Genomic DNA, 16,759 nt, shown 5'->3' on the forward strand with positions numbered 1-16,759 from the left:
CGGGTGGTCCAGGCACCGCCCGCCGCTGTCGGCCGTCCGGCTGACACGTGCGGGCCCGGTGCCGTGCTCCGGGCCCAGTGCGTCGCGGACGGTGACCGCCGGGAGGGGGGCGGCCCCGGACCTGGAGCGGTGCCGGGTGCGCGACGTCCGTCACTGTTCCGGGGGGTGATGCGGGGAGGGGTTCGGTGGGCGCGCGCGGCGCGGGCGGTGACCTGGCGATGAGCGCGCGCGGGTGGTTCGCACGGGCCTGCGCACCCGGCGACGGCGGAGCCGCCCCCGTCCGATGCGCCGATCACGGGGCACCCGCCGTCTGGGCCGAACGGGGGACGCGTGCCACGGGCCCCGCGTCGTCGGCGATCACCCGGACCGGCCACCGGATGTGCGCGTCCCCTCGCGCAGGGTGATGGTGGCTGAGGCTCGCCCCCGACCGTGACAGGTCCCCGAAGCGGCGCCCCGCCGCAGGTCGCGAGCCCCTTTCTGGAGGTGACGTGTTGTCCCGAATAGCAACGCCTCCGGCGTCCACGCGGCGACGCCGAGGCTGTGTACGGGTGGGAGCGGTGGCTGTGAGCGTGGCCCTGGCGTGCGCAGGCGCGACGGGCGCGGCGTACGCGGAAGGCATGGACGCCGGCCACGTCGCCGTCCCGCGGTCCGCCGCCCCGGGCGGTTCCGCCCACCCGTGCTCCGGCATCCCGTACCTGCCCCGCTACTGCCCGGTCCGTCCGGGCCGGCCGGGTCCTCCCGGTCCTCCCGGTCCCCCTGGTCCTCCCGGTCCTCCGGGTGCCGGCGTCCCGCACGACCTGCGGGCCTTCGCCGAGCCCGGTGTCTTTCAGTTCATCGTGCCCAGCGGGCTGACCCGGGTCTTCGTCCAGGTGTGGGGTGCCGGCGGCGGCGGGAGCGGGACGCCGGCCGGTAACGGCGGGGGCGGCGGGGCCGGCGGCTTCGCCTGGTGCGTCCTGCCGGTCGTTCCGGGCGGGCAGGTGAACGTGGCGATCGCGCCGGGCGGCGCCGGTGGCACCGGCGACGACGGGGCCGACGGCGGGGTCACCAGCGTGGTCGCCGTGGGCGGCGGGACGGCGACAGCCACCGGCGGCCAGGGCGGAACCGGGCCCAACGGCCTGCCGGGCGGCGTCGGTTCCTGTTCGGCCGGCGCCACTGGTGAGGTCCGGACGGGCGCCGGTGGCGGGCAAGGCGGCGACGGGCCCGGCCTGGGCGGCCCCGCGGTCGACGGCATCGTCGTGCCCGCACCGCCGGGGGCGGGCGGGGGCGGAAACGGCCGTGGCGACACGCCGTCCGGTGCCAACGGCGGCAACGGGTACGTCGTCTTCTGGTGGTAGTCCCGCGCCGTGCCTGACGCGCGCGGCGGGGCCCCGGTGCCGGTGAGGTCGTCCCGGCACTGAGGCCCCGCGCGTCAGGGGCGCGACTCCCGGCTCAGATGCTGAATCCGCCGTCGACGGTCAGCAGCGCACCGGTGATGAACGCGGCGTCCTCGCTCGCGAGGAAGACGACCGCCTTCGCGACGTCGTCGGTGGTGCCGAAGCGGCCGAGGGGGGTCATCGCCACCTGGGTCGCCGCGAAGGGGCCGTCCGCCGGGTTCATGTCCGTGTCGGTCGCCCCGGGCTGCACGACATTGACGGTGATGCCGCGCGGGCCGAGGTCCCGTGCCCATCCGCGGGCGAGCTGGTCGATCGCCGCTTTGCTCGCCGCGTACTCGGCGACGCCGGGCGTGGGGATGCGGTGGGCGACGATGCTTCCGATCAGGATGACGCGGCCGCCGTCGGGCAGGAAGCGGGTCGCGGAGTGCGTGGTGACCACGGTGCCCATCACATTGGTGGCCATCATCCGCTGGACCCCGTCGAGAAGCTCCACGTCCAGTTGGTCGACCGTGCCCATGACGGCGACCCCGGCGGAGTTCACCAGCACGTCGATCCGGCCGCCCAGGAACTCGGCGGCCTGCTCGACGGCGGTCGACGCCTCGTGGGGAACGGCCTGGTCCGCCTGAAGGGCGATTGCCTTGGCGCCCATGGCGACCAGTTCCGCGACCACCTTTTCCGCCTGCTCGCGCGAATTCCGGTAGGTAATGGCGACACTGGCCCCTTCGCGTGCCAGTCCGCGGGCGATCTCGGCACCGATGCCCCGCGATCCTCCGGTCACGAGCGCGGTCTGTCCTGACAAAACCTTGGGCATGAGAATGTCTCCTGTTGCGATTCAGCCGAATATCACTACTCGGCCGACGCTAGGGATTGACGTTAGTGTCAAGGTCAAGTCGGTTGCCGTGCCGGCCGCGGCCGTGCGGTTCCACGCTCATCAGACGGAGGTACTCGCTGATGGCGGCGCGGTTGCGGGACAGCACCTCGATGCGGCGGTCGATGTTCTCGATGTGCTCCCGCAGGGCCGTGACCTCGTCTGTGTCCAGCCCGCTGCACGCGGCGTGGGATTTCGGATCCTGAGGCCCGATCCAGGGCAGCACGGTACGTACAAGGCGCGTGGGAAGTCCCGACTCGATGAGTTCGCGCAGATGCAGGACGAGAGCCAATTCCGCTTTCCCGTACTGCCGGTACCCATTGCTGCCGCGCCAGGGAGTGAGCAGCCCCTGCTGTTCGTAATAGCGGAGCATGCGCGGGGTGACCCCTGTTTTGTCGGCAAGCTCGCCGATGGTCATCATGGTGACGCCTCTCTCGACAATCCGGGGTGCGTCCAAGGCGCGGTCGATGCGGTGCTGCCGTCCGCGCCGGAGGCGGCCGTGAGCCATCGCCCGGCCGTCCGGTCCGCCTTCCGTTCGTGGAGAAGACGCTAAACCTTGCCATTAATGTGAAGGTCAAGCGGGCACGGGGCCGCGCGCGGCGCCGGGACCCGGGTGGCGACATCTTGTCCGTCTCCTGACGCCTGTGGTTGAGTGGGCATGCCAACGGAATGAAACGTTTCACTCGTCATGTGCGGCCGCATACCGCCGCGCGCCGAACCGTGCGTCATAAAGGGGGAGCGAACGTTGAGGAAGCGCAGGATCACCGCCGGACTGGTGGTGTCGCTCGTGGTGGCCGTCTCGGGGCTGGGTGCGACGCCCGGCGCGGCGGGCGCGCCCGTCCCCGGTCTCCGGCAGGACCGAACCTCGGGCGGGACGGCGCTCGTGGTGAGCGGGCTCGAAGTCGAGCACCAGGTCCGGCCGCTGGGCATCGACGTCCCGCGGCCGCGGCTGAGCTGGCAGGTGACAGAGGGCCGCGGTGCGGACGGTCGCACGGACGCCGGGCAGGCGGCCTACGAAATCGAGGTGTCGACGTCCCACGGCGGCCGGGCGGACGTCTGGGACAGCGGGCGCGTACGCTCCTCGCGCTCCTTCGACGTGACGTACGGCGGCCCCGGCCTCGCCTCGCGTGCGCGCTACTACTGGCGTGTCCGGGTCTGGGACGGCTCCGGAAAGGTCTCGTCGTGGAGTGACGAGGCCCGATTCGAGACATCGTTCGTCGACCCGGACGACTTCCGCGGGGCATGGATCGGGGCGCACGCGGAGGCGCCCACGCTGCGCCTCGACGACGCGCGGTGGATCTGGTACCCCGAGGGCAATCCGGCCGACTCGGCCCCCGTCGGGACGCGCTACGTGCGCCGCAGCTTCGACCTGCCCGCCGATGCCCGGATCGGTTCGGCGGAGATGCAGCTGACCGCCGACGACCGTTTCACGCTCTACGTCAACGGCACCGAGGTGACCGCCTCGCCGCGCGTCGCCGACTCCTGGCGGACGGCCGGCGTCGTCGACATCGCGCCGTACCTGCGCGCGGGCCGCAACGTGCTGGCGGTCGAGGCGGCGAACACCGCCCCCGGGCCCGCGGGCGTGCTCGGGAGCCTGCACTTCCAGGGGGCGGGAGCCCCCGCCGACATCGTCACCGACAGCGCCTGGAAAGCCTCCGGCTCCGCGCCGGACGGCTGGGAGCAGCCCGGGTACGACGACGCGGCATGGCCGTCCGCCCTGGCGGCCGCCGCCTACGGTGCGGGCCCCTGGGGCCGGTCGGTGTCGGCCCCGCCGCCGCCCGAGACGCTGCTGCGCGAGGAGTTCACCGCGGACCGGCCCGTCGCGTCGGCACGGGTCCACATCGCGGGCCTGGGGTACAACAAGCTCTACCTGAACGGCCGTCGCGTCGGCGACCGGGAACTCGAGCCCGGGTTCACGGTGTACGACAAGACCGTCCTGTACTCGACGTACGACGTCACGGACGCGCTGCGCACCGGCGGAAACGCCATCGGGGTCAGCCTCGGCCGAGGCTTCTACGCGATGACCGACCCGGACGAGTGGAAGGCGTCGTCCTGGTGGGGCGAGCCCAAGCTCAAGCTGGAGCTCGACATCACCTACACCGACGGAACGCACCGGCAGGTGCTCAGCGGCGACGGGTGGAAGGTGGCGGACGGGCCGACGACCAACCAGTCCCTGTGGTTCGGGGAGACCTACGACGCCCGTGCGGAGCAGCCCGGTTGGGACCGCCCGGGCTTCGAGGACGGCACCTGGCATCCCGCGCTGAAGGTCGACGGCCCCACGGGGACGCTCCGCTCGGAGAGTTTTCCGCCCGTCGAGGTGACCGACCGCATCGCGGCCGTGCACACCACGACGCCGGCCGCCGGCACCCACGTCTACGACTACGGCAGCCCCACTGCCGGCTGGGCGCGGATCGGGGTGCAGGGACCCGCCGGAGCGACGGTGACCGTCACCTACGGCGAGAAGCTGCGCGCGGACGGCACGGTCGACAACACCGGCGCCTTCGGCATGGCCCTGCAGAGGTACACGTACACCCTCAAGGGCGACGGGGTGGAGCAGTACCAGCCCAGCTACAGCTATGCCGGATTCCGCTATGCCCAGGTCGTCGTCCCCGACGGGGTCACCCTGCGGTCGGTCGACGGCATGCGGGTCCACACGGCGGTGGCGTCCACCGGTGACTTCACCAGCTCCAGCGATCTGCTCAACCGCTACCAGGACGCCCAGGCCGACACGATCCTCAACAACCTGCACTCGATCCCGACCGACACGCCCATGTACGAGAAGCGGCCCTACACGGCCGACGGCTTCCTGTACGCCGACTCGGCGATCGCCAACTTCGACATGCGGAACTTCTACGAGAACTGGATGCGCTCGCACCGCGAGGACCAGAACGCCGACGGTTCGATCGGCCCCACCGTCCCCACCACCGAGTCCGGCAAGCAGGTGAAGGACCCCATCTGGTCGGCCAGCCTCGTCCTCGGCACCTGGGACCTGTACTGGTACTACGGCGACACGAAGGCGGTCGCCGACAACTACGGCGCCATGAAGGCGTGGCTGGAGCACTACGAGCACGACATCGCCGGCACCGGCGGCATCTACACCGGCTTCAGCTACGGCGACTGGCTCTCCCCGGAGGGCGCGGGCGCACCGGAGGGGACCCGGCTGTCCGGGACCGCGTACCTCTACCTCACCGCGACGCGGCTCTCCACGATGGCGCGGGCGCTCGGCCACGACGCCGACGCACGGCACTTCGGCGCCTTCGCCGCGCAGGTCAAGGACACCTTCAACGCGGCCTTCTACGACCAGGACGCGGGGGTCTACTACGACAACAGGGCCGCGGGGTACCGGCAGACGGCGAACCTGCTGCCGCTGAGCTTCGGCCTGGTGCCCGAGGAGTACCGCCGCACCGTGACCGACCACCTCGTCGAGGACATCCACGCGCGCGGCGACCACCTGGACACCGGTGCCCTCGGCACCAAGGTGCTCCTGCCCGTCCTGACCGACGCCGGGCACGCCGACCTGGCATACACGGTGGCCACCAACCCCACCTACCCCGGCTGGGGTTACTGGTTCGAGGGGCTGGGCGCCACGACCATGTGGGAGGAGTGGAACGCGAACTCGCGCTCGCACGACCACGCCTTCATGGGCACGGTCGACGACTGGCTCTACCAGGACGTCGCCGGCATCGAACCCGCGGCGCCCGGCTACACGAAGGTGACGATCCGCCCGCACACCGTCGGCGGCCTGACCCACGCCTCTGCCCACGTCCAGTCGCCGCTCGGCCGGATCGCCTCGTCGTGGACCCGGGCGCACGATCGCTTCACCCTGCGCGTCGCGGTGCCGGTGGGGTCGACCGCAGACGTCCTCGTACCGGTGATCGGACGGCAGCGGGTCCACCCGCCCGCGGGAGCCGTGGCAGGTGAACGCAGCGGTGGCTACGCCCACTACACGGTGGGGGCGGGGAGCCACGAGTTCCGCGTCACCGGGTAGGCGCGGATGCCGCCCGGTGCGGTGCCCCGTACGGCGTGCGCCGCGCGGGGCGCCGCACCGGCCCCGGCCTGCGGGAATCCGTTCGCGTCCGCGGGGGACCTGCGGCGACAATGCCGATTCCGGCAGTCGTTCGAAAGGTTCTTGTGATGAGCGGTACGTGGCACGCCCGCGCCAGTCTGGACGGTCTGGTGATGGGCGACGCCTTCGGCGACAGCTGGTTCACGCGCTCCGACGAGTCTCCCGAGGAGCAGTGGGCCGCCCGGGAAACGCGCCCGGCGCCGTGGCTGTGGACGGACGACTCCGCCACCGCCTTCGTGCTGTTCGCGCACCTGACGGCGCACGGCGAGGTCCGCCCGGACGACCTGGCGCGGGAGCTCGCGGCCGAGTACGAGCGGGATCCGGCGCGCAAGTACGGCGGGTCGATGCACGCGGTGCTGCGGCGGATCGGCGACGGCGAGGACTTCAGGGCCGTCACCACGGGGCAGTTCGACGGGCAGGGCTCCTACGGCAACGGCGCGGCGATGCGGGTCGCCCCGCTCGGCGCGTGGTTCCGGGACGACCCGGCGGAGGCCGCCCGGCAGGCCCGGCTGTCGGCGCTGACCACGCACGCCCACCCGGAGGCGGTGGCGGGTGCCGAGGCCGTGGCGGTGGCCGCCGCACTGGCGGCGGCGGGGGACGGCCAGGACGCCCCGCCGCGGGACGAGTTCCTTCGGGAGGTCGCCTCGCACCTGCCCGACAGTGACGTGCGCTCCGGCCTGCTGGTCGCCGCGCGCTTCCCCGGGCACACATCGGTGCGCCACGCGGCGTCCGTCCTGGGCTCGGGGATGCAGATGTCGGGCCCGGACACGGTGCCGTTCGCGCTGTGGTCCGCGGCGGGGCATCTGGACGACCTGCCGGAGGCGCTGTGGCAGACGGTCGCCGGATGGGGCGACCGCGACACCACGTGCGCCATCGCCGGCGGCGTCGTCGCGGCCCGCACCGGGACCTCGGGTCTCCCGGCCGGATGGATCGAGGCCCGGGAGGACATCCCCGCCTGGAGCCGCTGGGTCTCCCCGGCGGCCGTCCGCCCGTAGCGCGCGAGGCGGGCCGGCAGATACGGACGGGGGAGCGCGTATCTGCCGACCCGCGGTCACGGTACCGCTCGGGGGGCACCGCCGTACGGGCGTCGGCCAAGTGCGTCTGATTACAGGCGACTTGTCGTACCGACGCCCGTACGGGCGGGGCGGTCAGCGCAGACCGAAGGCGCGGATCACCGACTGGGTGACGGTGTTCCCGGCCGAGTCGCGGGCGGTGGCCCGCAGCGAGACGAAGCCGGCGTGCTTCGGCGGTGCCACCGCGAAGCGGCCGTCGCGCGCGCAGTCGGCCTTCCGCCAGGTGCGCCCGTCGTCGTAGGAGAACTCCACGGTGACCGGGGCGATGGTGCCCGCGCCCGCCGCACCCGGCAGGTGCGCGGCCGAGACCGCGACCTCGGCGTGGCGGCCGGCCCGGCCCGCCGCGTCGGTGTCGACCCCGTAGTCGAGCTGGATCAGCGGCAGGACCGCCGAGCCGTCCCCTGCCGGTGCCGAGGAGGTGAAGCCCCACTCGGTGTGCGTGCCGGTGGAGTACGGGCTCACCGAGGCGTCCCGGCTGCCGTCCAGCACCAGGCGGTACGGCAGGCGGCCGGTGCCGGGCGCGTCGGCCGCGACCGTGGTGTACGAGCCCACCGCCAGTCGTGTGCTGCCCTGGTAGAGGGTGAGGGACTGCCGCATGCGGTCGTAGTCCATCGACATGCCGACGTGGTCGGAGCCGCCCCACGCGGGAACGTCCAGGTTGAGCCGGCTCCCGCTGCGGGTGGGCAGCTTGTAGTTGTCGTTCAGGTGCGGCCGCTCGACGGGCTTGAACCACTCCTGCGCCTGGGTGCTGCCGGGCCGGTAGGTGGTGCGCGGCTCGATCTCGTAGATCAGGCCGTCGACGTACGCCTCCTGGCCCCAGGAGTTGCCGCCGCCGGTGGAGACCCAGTCCACGCGGTCGCTGTCCATGTCCTCCCGCATCGTCAGGCCGATGCCCCAGTTCGAGTACACGGGCCAGTCGTAGCGCCATTCGCCGCCGCCCAGGGACGGGTCGGGGCTGTCGAACGCGACGTCGACGCGGGCCAGGTTCTTCGAGGAACCCTCGACGACCAGGTCGGAGGGGACGCGGTTGTGCCACGTCCACATCAGGTCGTACACGTAGGGGCTGTTGGGCTGGGAGTCCACCGTGAGCACGGCTCCGCGAGCGGTGGCCTGCCGCAGCAGCCGCTCGCCCTCGTCCGTGCTGAGCAGCGCGACGTCGAGGCCGGCGGCCGTCTGCCAGTCGGGGCCGTAACTGCGGATCTGGCGGCCGGGTTCGTTGTTGACGACGAGCAGCAGCTTCGCACCGGCCGCGACCGCGGCGGTCGCCTGCTCGGCGTCGCCCACGGCGTCGTTGCGGCGGACGACCACGGCCTTGCCGCGCGCGTCGATCCGCGCCCAGTCGGCGGCCGCGCCGTCACCCGCGGAGACCAGCGGGAACCGGTAGTGGCCCTCGGCCAGCGGGGTGACCGCGTCCTGCCGCAGGACGTCGGTGAAGGCGCCGCTGGGGGTCGAGACGGCGAGCACCGGCTGCTCCTTGCGCCAGCGGGCGCCGAGCCAGAAGTCGCCGTGCTTGACGTCATGGGTGGTCGGCTGGGCCCAGAGGCTGTCGTAGCTGGTCTGGGTCTCCATGTAGTCGCGCCAGGTGCCGCCGCCCATCGACCGGTTGTACTCCAGCCGCTGGTAGGTCGTCTCGGTCGACCGCGGAGTCGTCATGTCGACCCGGCGGAGCTTGCGCGCGTCCATCGTCACGGTCCTGTCGCGGTCCATGACGACCTCGGGGTCGCCCAGCAGCGCCATGCCCATCGAGTGCGGACCGTGCACGCCTTCCACGGCCTTGAACGACAGCACGGAGTACACGTCGTCGGGCAGGTACGTCTCCAGCACGCCGGACTCGTCGACGATCCAGAACTCGGGGCCGAACTCACCCGACCTGAGCAGCTCGACCACACCCGACATGGGGTTCCCGTCGGCGTCCTTGAGGAGCACGGTCAGCTTGTGCGCCGCGTCGCCGAGGGACACCGCGGTGTGCGCGGCGACCGCCCCGGAGGCGTCGGTGGCCAGGATCTGACCCGTCCAGTGGCCGCTGCCCGTCGCCTTGGCGGCGTCGATGGTGAGCGTCACCGCGGCGGTGCCGTGCGCGGGGACGACGACCTTCGGGGCGGAGAGCCCGAACAGGCCCGCCGGGGCGTTCGGGGCCTGCACCGAGAGGCCGAGCGTCACCGCGGAACCACCGGTGTTGGTGTACGTCACGGGGCGCTGCACCGCGCCGTCGCTCTCACCCGCGAAGGCGGTCGCCGAGGCGAACACGCCGGCGCGCAGCGCCGCGGGCACGTCGACCCGGCCGCTGCCGGCCTGGAAGGCGTCGTACTGCGGGGTCTGCTTCGAGCTGCTGACCAGGAGGTCCTTCAGCTGCGCGCCGGTCAGCCCGGGCCGGGCGGCGGCGAGCAGGGCCGCGGCGCCCGCGACGTGCGGGGTGGCCATCGAGGTCCCGCTGAGGGTCTGGTAGCTGCCCTCGCCCTCGGCGGCGTACTGCGAGCGCGCCGCGAGCACGTCCACACCGGGGGCGGTGATCTCCGGCTTGAGGCCGCCGTCGCCGACCCGCGGGCCCTGGCTGGAGAACCACGCCAGGTCGTCGGAGGAGTCCACGGCGCCGACGGTCAGCGCGGCGTCCGCCGCGCCGGGCGCGCTGACCGTGTCGGGCGCACCGGAGTTGCCGGCGGCGATGACGAACAGCGTGCCGGTCTCGGCGCTCAGGCGGTTCACCGCCTGGCTCACGGGGTCCGTGCCGTCCGACGGGGCCTGGCTGCCCAGGCTCATGCTGACGATCTTGGCGTGCTGGTCGACCGCAGCCCACTCCATGCCGGCCAGCAGCCAGGAGTCCTGGCCCTGACCGGTGTCGGACAGCACCTTGCCGATGTGGAGCGAGGCGCCGGGGGCGACGCCGCGCTCCTTGCCGCCGGAGGCCGCTCCGGTGCCGGCGATGGTGGAGGCGACGTGCGTGCCGTGGCCGTTGCGGTCGGTGACGTCCTCGCCGGGGACGAAGCTGTCAGTGGCGGCTATGCGCCCGCCGAAGTCGGGGTGCCCGGAGTCGATGCCGGTGTCCAGGACGGCGACGTCCACGCCCTGTCCGGTGTCGCCGTCGGCCCACGCACTGGGCGCGCCGATCTGGGCGGTGGTGTCGGCGAGGTCCGCCTTCACCACGCCGTCGAGCCAGATACGGGCGATGCCCGCGCCGAAGGCCGGCGCGCCGCTCCCGGCCGTCTTCCTCGCCACGTCCGCCGGTGCCGCGGTGACGGCCCGCCAGAAGTCGGCCGAGCGGTCGCGGTCCTCGGTCAGGGCGGCGCCCTGCACGCTGCTCAGGTCCCGGACGCGGGTCGCGCCGGCGGGCGCGGTGGCGCGCAGGCCGGCGGCGGAGCCGGTGTACGAGACGATCAGCGGCAGCCGGTCGCGGTGCGCGTCGTCGTACCCGTCGGCGACCAGGTCGCTGATGTTGAACAAGCGCCGGTCGAGCGTGCCGGCCGCCACATAGGGCAACGCGGCCTCGGGGAAGACGTACAGGTCGCCACCGGACTCCATGACGTGCGCCTCGGCGGGGCCGCCCGCGGCGGCGCGCACGTCGACCGTGCCGCCCTTGCCGGACGACTGACGGGTCGTCACCACGTCGCCGGTGATCAGCGTGACGGAATGGGAGCCGGGCGGCACATTGCTCTGTGCCGGGGCGGCGGGGGAATCGGGGGTGTCGGGGGACGCGGTGGCGGGGTGTGCCAGCGACAGAACGGCGGCGCCGGCGACGGCGAGCACGCTCCAGCGTCTCGGTGATGATCTCAAGGGGCGTTCCTTGCGGTTCTTCCAGGGGGCCGGTAGCCCCGCCGGCATGTCGAGACCGCCCGGGTGGGGAGGCACCGCATCCTGGCGCGAAAACCCGGAGTAAGGGGCAGCCCTTGAGGGGTGATCTTTCCCACCCACGCGACGGCGTCGAACAGGTTTACGCCCGCGGAACCCTGCTGGAAGAGACGACATTTGACGAACCGTCACCGTGCGGAGACGGTGGCCCCAGGGTGTCGGCCCGAGCTAGGCGTCGTCGCGGCACAGGCAGAAAGGGTGGCCGGCCGGGTCGAACAACACCCGGACGTGCTCCTGCGGCTGGAACTCCGCGACGGTGGCCCCCAGGGCGACCGCGTCGGCCACCGCCGAGTCCAGGTCGCCCACTTGGAAGTCGAAGTGCATCATCGGGCGCTGATCGCCGCCGGCCGGCGGCCACACCGGCGCCCGGTAGCCCTCCGCCGGCTGGAACACGAGGAACGGTCCCTGCGGTGAGGCGGCCACGACGGCGGTCCCCGGCTCCTCGTGCCCGAGGTGCCAATCGAGGAGTGCCGCGTAGAACCGCGCCAGAGCGCCGGGGTCCGGCGCCTCGACCGTCGTCCCCCACCACATGCCGCCCGTACGAGATCGCATGCCTGAGCCTATCCGGGGCCCTCGTGCGTGCGCCTGACGCCCCGGGTTTTTTCCCCGCCCTCCCGCCCGAGTGCCCGGCGCGGCAAGTGCGGGCCCTGCGCTGCGTGCGTTGTGGGGTCGGCGCCGCTCCGGAGTCCGTCCTCGGGGCTCGCGGGTTACCCCTGCAATTCGTGTACCGCGGTCGCCGCTCGTCCCCTGCGGGCGGACCCCGGCGCACCCCCTCCCGGGTCGGCTGGGGCGACTTACGGCCGGTGGGGGTTCAGAGGGCACGTGCGGCAACCCCGGACGGCCTCTTCGCCCACCCACCGGGGATCAGGCGCATGACGAAACGGAGGGGGCGGGGTCGGAGGGGTGGCGTTCTGGACACTGGAGCATATTTGGGTGCACAACCCGGGGCACGCAGCCGAGGGTCCCTGAGGCACCTAAATGTGCTGTCCAGAATGGCAGCCCCGGAGGCCCCGAACCCGGCCCCCACACAACGCGCGTCGGGGCGCCCTGACTTCATGGGGCACACGGGCGGGAGGGCGGGAGGGCTAGCCCCGCAGCTCGCGCAGGTTCGTCCTGGCCAGCTCCACGATCTCGTCGGCGCGGCCCGACAGGATCGTGCGGGTGGCGAAGAGCGTGAACCCCTTGAGCTGTTCGAGGGTGATCTTGGGCGGCATGGACAGCTCGTGACGGGCCGTCCGCGCGTCGACCACGGCCGGTCCGTCGTGCGCGAACGCCTCCGCCAGGGCCTCGCCGAGCTGGTCGGCGCGGTCGACGCGGGCACCGAACAGGCCTGCCGCGCGGGCGATTCCGGCGAGGTCGGCGTCGGCGAGCCCGGTGCCGTAGTTGACGATGCCCGCGGCTTTCATCTCCAGCTCCACGAAGGCCAGCGCGCTGTTGTTGAAGACGACGGCCTTCACCGGCAGGTCCAGTTGGCGCAGCGTGATCAGCTCGCCGAGGAGCATCGTCAGACCGCCGTCGCCGCAGAAGGCGACGACCTGCCGGCCGGGGTGGGACGCCTGGATGCCGATCGCGTGCGGGAGGGCGTTGGCCATGGAGCCGTGGTTGAAGGAGCCGATGAGGCGGCGCCGCCCGTTCATCGTCAGGTAGCGGGCCGCCCAGACCGTGGGGGTGCCGACGTCCGCTGTGAAGACCGCGTCCGGGCCCGCGATCCGGTCGACGGCGGCCGCGACGTGCTGCGGGTGCATGGGCCCGTCCGACGAGCTGCCCTCGGCGAGATGGCCCAGGTGGGCGCGGACGTCGCGGTAGTGGCCGGCCATCCGGTCCGCGAAGGACCGGTCGCTCCTGGGCCGGAGCAGCGGCAGCAGGGCCGCGGCGGTGTCCTTGACGGTGCCGACGAGGGGCACGTCCACCTGGGTGCGCCGCCCGATGTTCTCCCCGCGCACGTCGACCTGGACGACCGGCACGTCGGCGCCCGGGTAGAACTGCCGGTACGGGAAGTCGGTGCCGAGCATGAGCAGCGCGTCGCAGTGCTCCATCGCGCGGTAGCCGGAGCTGTAGCCGATGAGGCCGGTCAGGCCGACGTTGTAGGGGTTGTCGTACTCGAGGCAGTCCTTGCCGCGCAGCGAGTGCACCATGGGCGCCTTGAGGGCGTCGGCCAGCGCGACCGCCTCGTCGTGGGCGTCGCGGCAGCCGGCGCCGCCCAGGATCGCGGGCCGCTCCGCCGCGTTGAGCACGTCGGCGGCGCGCGCCAGGGCCGCGTCGCCGGGCCGTACGTGCGAGTGCGTGCCGATCACCGGGCGCGGGGTGCCGGGCAGGGAGCCGTCGGCGAGGAAGAGCTCACCGGGGACGACGAGGACCGCGACTCCCTCGCGCTCCAGCGCGGTGCGCATCGCGATGCGCAGCAGCCGGGGCACCTGCTCCGGCGTGGACGCCATCTCGCAGTAGACGCTGCACTCGCGGAACAGGTCCTGCGGATGGGTCTCCTGGAAGTACCCGCCGCCGATCTCGGCGCGCGGGATCTGCGCGGCGATCGCCAGTACGGGGACGCGGCTGCGCTGCGCGTCGAACAGGCCGTTGATCAGGTGCAGATTGCCCGGGCCGCAGCTGCCGACCGCCACCGCGAGCCGGCCGGTGACGCCCGCCTCGCCGGCGGCGGCGAAGGCGGCGGCCTCCTCGTGCCGTACGTGGGCCCATGCCACGGAGCCGTTGCGGCGCAGGGCGTCGGTGAAGCCGTTGAGGGAGTCCCCCGGCAGGCCGTAGACGCGCCGCACTCCGGAGGCCGCGAGGGCGGCGACCATGACGTCCGCGACGGTGGTACCCATGCCGGTCCTCCAAGGGGTCGGCGGACGTCGGGGTCGCCCGCGGGATACCGGGACATTGTGTGTCATGTCGTACTGACCGACGGTATGCGACACGGCGCCGCGCGTATCAGCCCGTGAGCCGGCGCGCCAGGTACTCCGCCGTCCGGCTCCCGGGCGCCCGGGCCACCTCCGCGGGCCGTCCGGCGGCGACGACCCGGCCGCCCGCGTCACCGCCGCCGGGGCCCAGGTCGACCACCCAGTCGGCGCCGGCGACCACGCCCATCTCGTGCTCGACCACGAACACGGAGTGGCCCGCGTCCACGAGTCCGTGCAACTGCCGCATCAGCAGCTCCACATCGGCCGGGTGCAGCCCCGTCGTGGGCTCGTCCAGCAGGTAGACGGTGTGCCCGCGGCGGCCGCGCTGCAACTCCGAGGCCAGCTTGATGCGCTGCGCCTCGCCGCCCGACAGCTCTGTCGCCGGCTGCCCCAGCCGCAGGTAGCCGAGGCCCACCTCGCGCAGGGTGCGCAGGCTGCGCGCCACCGGGGGGACGTCGGCGAAGAACTCGGCCGCCGTGTCGACGGTCATGCCCAGGACCTCGGCGACGTTCCGCTCCCGGTAGCGGACCTCCAGCGTCTCCTCGTTGTAGCGGTCCCCGTGGCAGACCGGGCAGGGCGCGTACGTGCCGGGCAGGAAGAGCAGTTCCACGGCGACGAAGCCCTCGCCCTGGCAGGTCTCGCAGCGTCCTCCGGCGACGTTGAACGAGAAGCGGCCCGCCTTCCAGCCGCGCCGCCGCGCGTCCCCGGTGGCGGCGAAGAGCTTGCGCACGGCGTCGAACAGCCCTGTGTAGGTTGCCAGGTTGGAGCGCGGAGTGCGGCCGATCGGCTTCTGGTCGACCTGCACCAGGCGGTCCACGGCCTCCGTTCCGTGGGCGGTGACGCCGGCCGGGGCAGCGGCGGAGCCGCCGTCCGCCCCGCTGTCGTCGCCGACCGGGTCAGCGGTGCCGGTTCCGTCCGGCCCCACGTGCTCGGCCAGGACCGCGCCGAGGACGCCGACCAGCGTCGACTTGCCCGACCCCGACACACCCGTGATCGCCGTGAACACCCCGAGGGGCAGCGCGACGTCCAGACCGCGCAGATTGTGCCGGGTGACGCCGTCCAGACGCAGCCACGCCGCCGGCTCGCGCGGGGTGCGACCGGCCGCGGCGTCGGGCCCGGACGCGAACAGGAAGCGGCGGGTGGCGGACTCCTCGACGGACGCCAGGGCGTCCACCGGCCCGCTGTGCAGGACGCGGCCGCCGTGCTCGCCTGCCATCGGGCCGACGTCGACGATCCAGTCGGCGCGGCGCACCACGTCCATGTCGTGCTCGACGATGTAGACGGTGTTCCCGGCCTCGCGCAGCCGCACCAGCACCGTCAGCAGCGCCTCGGTGTCCACCGGGTGCAGGCCGGCCGACGGCTCGTCCAGAACGTACACGACGCCGAACAGACCCGACCTCAACTGCGTGGCGAGCCGCAGCCGTTGGAGCTCGCCGGGGGACAGCGTCGGGGTCGTCCGGTCCAGGCTCAGGTAGCCGAGGCCGAGTTCGGTGATCACCTCCACGCGGGCCACCAGATCGGCCGACAGGGTCGCGGCGATCTGCCGCTCGGGGCCTTCGGGAGGGTCGTCCACGCGGCCCCGCGCCGCCGGCCGCAGCACCTCGGCGAGGCCCGCCAGCGGCAAGGAGTTGAGCTCGGCGATGGTCCGTCCGCCGAAGGTGACGGCCAGCGACTCGGGGCGCAGCCGGCTGCCGCCGCAGGCCGGGCAGAGCGAGCTCTCCAGGAAGCGTTCCGCGCGGGCGCGCAGCGTCTGGCTCCTGGAGTCGGCGAACGTGTGCATCACATACCGCCGGGCACTTTGGAAGGTGCCCTGGTAGGGGCGCTGGATCCGGCCCGCCTCGCGCACCGGGTGCACCGTCACCACGGGCTGCTCGTCGGTGAACAGGATCCAGTCCCGGTCCGCACGCGTCAGGTCGCGCCACGGACGGTCGACGTCGTGGCCCAGGGTGCGCGTCACGTCCAGCAGGTTCTTGCCGTGCCAGGCGCCCGGCCAGGCGGCGACGGCGCCCTCCCGGATGCTCAGCGACGGGTCCGGCACCATCAGTTCCTCGGTGGCCCGGTGCACGCGGCCCAGGCCGTGGCAGACCGGACAGGCGCCCACCGCGGTGTTGGGGGAGAAGGCGTCCGAGTCCACCCGCGGCGCGCCCTCGGGATAGCGGCCCGCGCGGGAGAAGAGCATCCGCAGCGTGTTCGACAGCGTGGTCACGGTGCCGACGGACGAACGCGAGGTCGCGGAGCCCCGCCGCTGCTCCAGCGCGACGGCCGGCGGCAGCCCCAGGATCTCGTCGACGGCCGGGGCGCCGACCTGGTGGATCAGCCGCCGGGCGTACGGGGCGACCGACTCGAAGTAGCGGCGCTGCGCCTCGGCGTAGACGGTGCCGAAGGCGAGCGAGGACTTGCCGGAACCGGAGACCCCGGTGAAGACGGCCAGGACGTCGCGCGGGATGTCCACGTCGACGTTCCGCAGGTTGTGCTCACGGGCGCCGCGCACACGGATGTACGGGTCGTGGGCCGTGCTGTCCATGCCCCTCCGGGGTCTCGTCCGGCTGCTCGCGCCCCCTCAGTGTGCGCCCGCGGCCTCCGGCCCGCAGACCCGCGCGCGCGGTCGCGCGAGGCCGCATCCTCACGTCATATGGAGG

The 16,759-nt window shown here is 73.3% G+C and carries 9 protein-coding genes; 3 read left to right on the forward strand and 6 right to left on the reverse strand.

Annotation, left to right across the window (positions count from 1 at the left end; all coding sequences use genetic code 11):
* Window positions 1-563: 563 nt before the first annotated feature.
* The gene (locus ACIP64_RS17775) at window positions 564-1,334 is read left to right on the forward strand and encodes a hypothetical protein (RefSeq protein WP_401587213.1); all 771 of its coding nucleotides are present in this window, start codon (window positions 564-566) and stop codon (window positions 1,332-1,334) included.
* 94 nt (window positions 1,335-1,428) lie between these two features.
* On the opposite strand, the gene ACIP64_RS17780 is transcribed toward ACIP64_RS17775, so the two are convergent.
* Both ACIP64_RS17780 and ACIP64_RS17785 read right to left on the reverse strand, forming a co-directional pair.
* Window positions 1,429-2,184, reverse strand: a complete 756-nt coding sequence (locus ACIP64_RS17780; RefSeq protein ID WP_401587215.1) for an SDR family NAD(P)-dependent oxidoreductase — start codon at window positions 2,182-2,184, stop codon at window positions 1,429-1,431.
* A 49-nt stretch (window positions 2,185-2,233) separates the two neighbouring features.
* The gene (locus ACIP64_RS17785; RefSeq protein WP_401587218.1) at window positions 2,234-2,662 is read right to left on the reverse strand and encodes a MerR family DNA-binding transcriptional regulator; all 429 of its coding nucleotides are present in this window, start codon (window positions 2,660-2,662) and stop codon (window positions 2,234-2,236) included.
* 324 nt (window positions 2,663-2,986) lie between these two features.
* Between ACIP64_RS17785 and ACIP64_RS17790 the strand changes: the two genes are divergently transcribed.
* A complete protein-coding gene (locus ACIP64_RS17790; protein WP_401587221.1) occupies window positions 2,987-6,229 on the forward strand; it encodes a family 78 glycoside hydrolase catalytic domain in 3,243 nt (1,080 codons plus the stop codon).
* Between the two features lie 146 nt (window positions 6,230-6,375).
* A complete protein-coding gene (locus ACIP64_RS17795) occupies window positions 6,376-7,302 on the forward strand; it encodes an ADP-ribosylglycohydrolase family protein (protein ID WP_401587223.1) in 927 nt (308 codons plus the stop codon).
* Between the two features lie 153 nt (window positions 7,303-7,455).
* Here ACIP64_RS17795 and ACIP64_RS17800 read toward each other — a convergent pair whose 3' ends face one another.
* The 4 genes from ACIP64_RS17800 to ACIP64_RS17815 all read right to left on the reverse strand — a co-directional run bounded on the left by ACIP64_RS17800 (window position 7,456) and on the right by ACIP64_RS17815 (window position 16,644).
* Window positions 7,456-11,148 carry a S8 family serine peptidase gene (locus ACIP64_RS17800; RefSeq protein WP_401587226.1) on the reverse strand — a complete coding sequence of 1,231 codons (3,693 nt, stop codon included), beginning with the start codon at window positions 11,146-11,148 and terminating at the stop codon, window positions 7,456-7,458.
* Window positions 11,149-11,391: 243 nt separating this feature from the next.
* Entirely contained in the window at window positions 11,392-11,775 is a 384-nt protein-coding gene (locus ACIP64_RS17805; RefSeq protein WP_401587228.1) for a VOC family protein, read from the reverse strand.
* Between the two features lie 533 nt (window positions 11,776-12,308).
* Window positions 12,309-14,045: a ubiquinone-dependent pyruvate dehydrogenase gene (gene poxB / locus ACIP64_RS17810; RefSeq protein ID WP_401587231.1), complete on the reverse strand. Its 1,737-nt coding sequence runs from the start codon at window positions 14,043-14,045 to the stop codon at window positions 12,309-12,311.
* Between the two features lie 106 nt (window positions 14,046-14,151).
* The gene (locus ACIP64_RS17815; protein WP_401587234.1) at window positions 14,152-16,644 is read right to left on the reverse strand and encodes an ABC transporter; all 2,493 of its coding nucleotides are present in this window, start codon (window positions 16,642-16,644) and stop codon (window positions 14,152-14,154) included.
* Window positions 16,645-16,759 lie beyond the last annotated feature (115 nt).

The organism is Streptomyces sp. NPDC088733 (assembly GCF_044751185.1).
Lineage (GTDB): Bacteria > Actinomycetota > Actinomycetes > Streptomycetales > Streptomycetaceae > Actinacidiphila.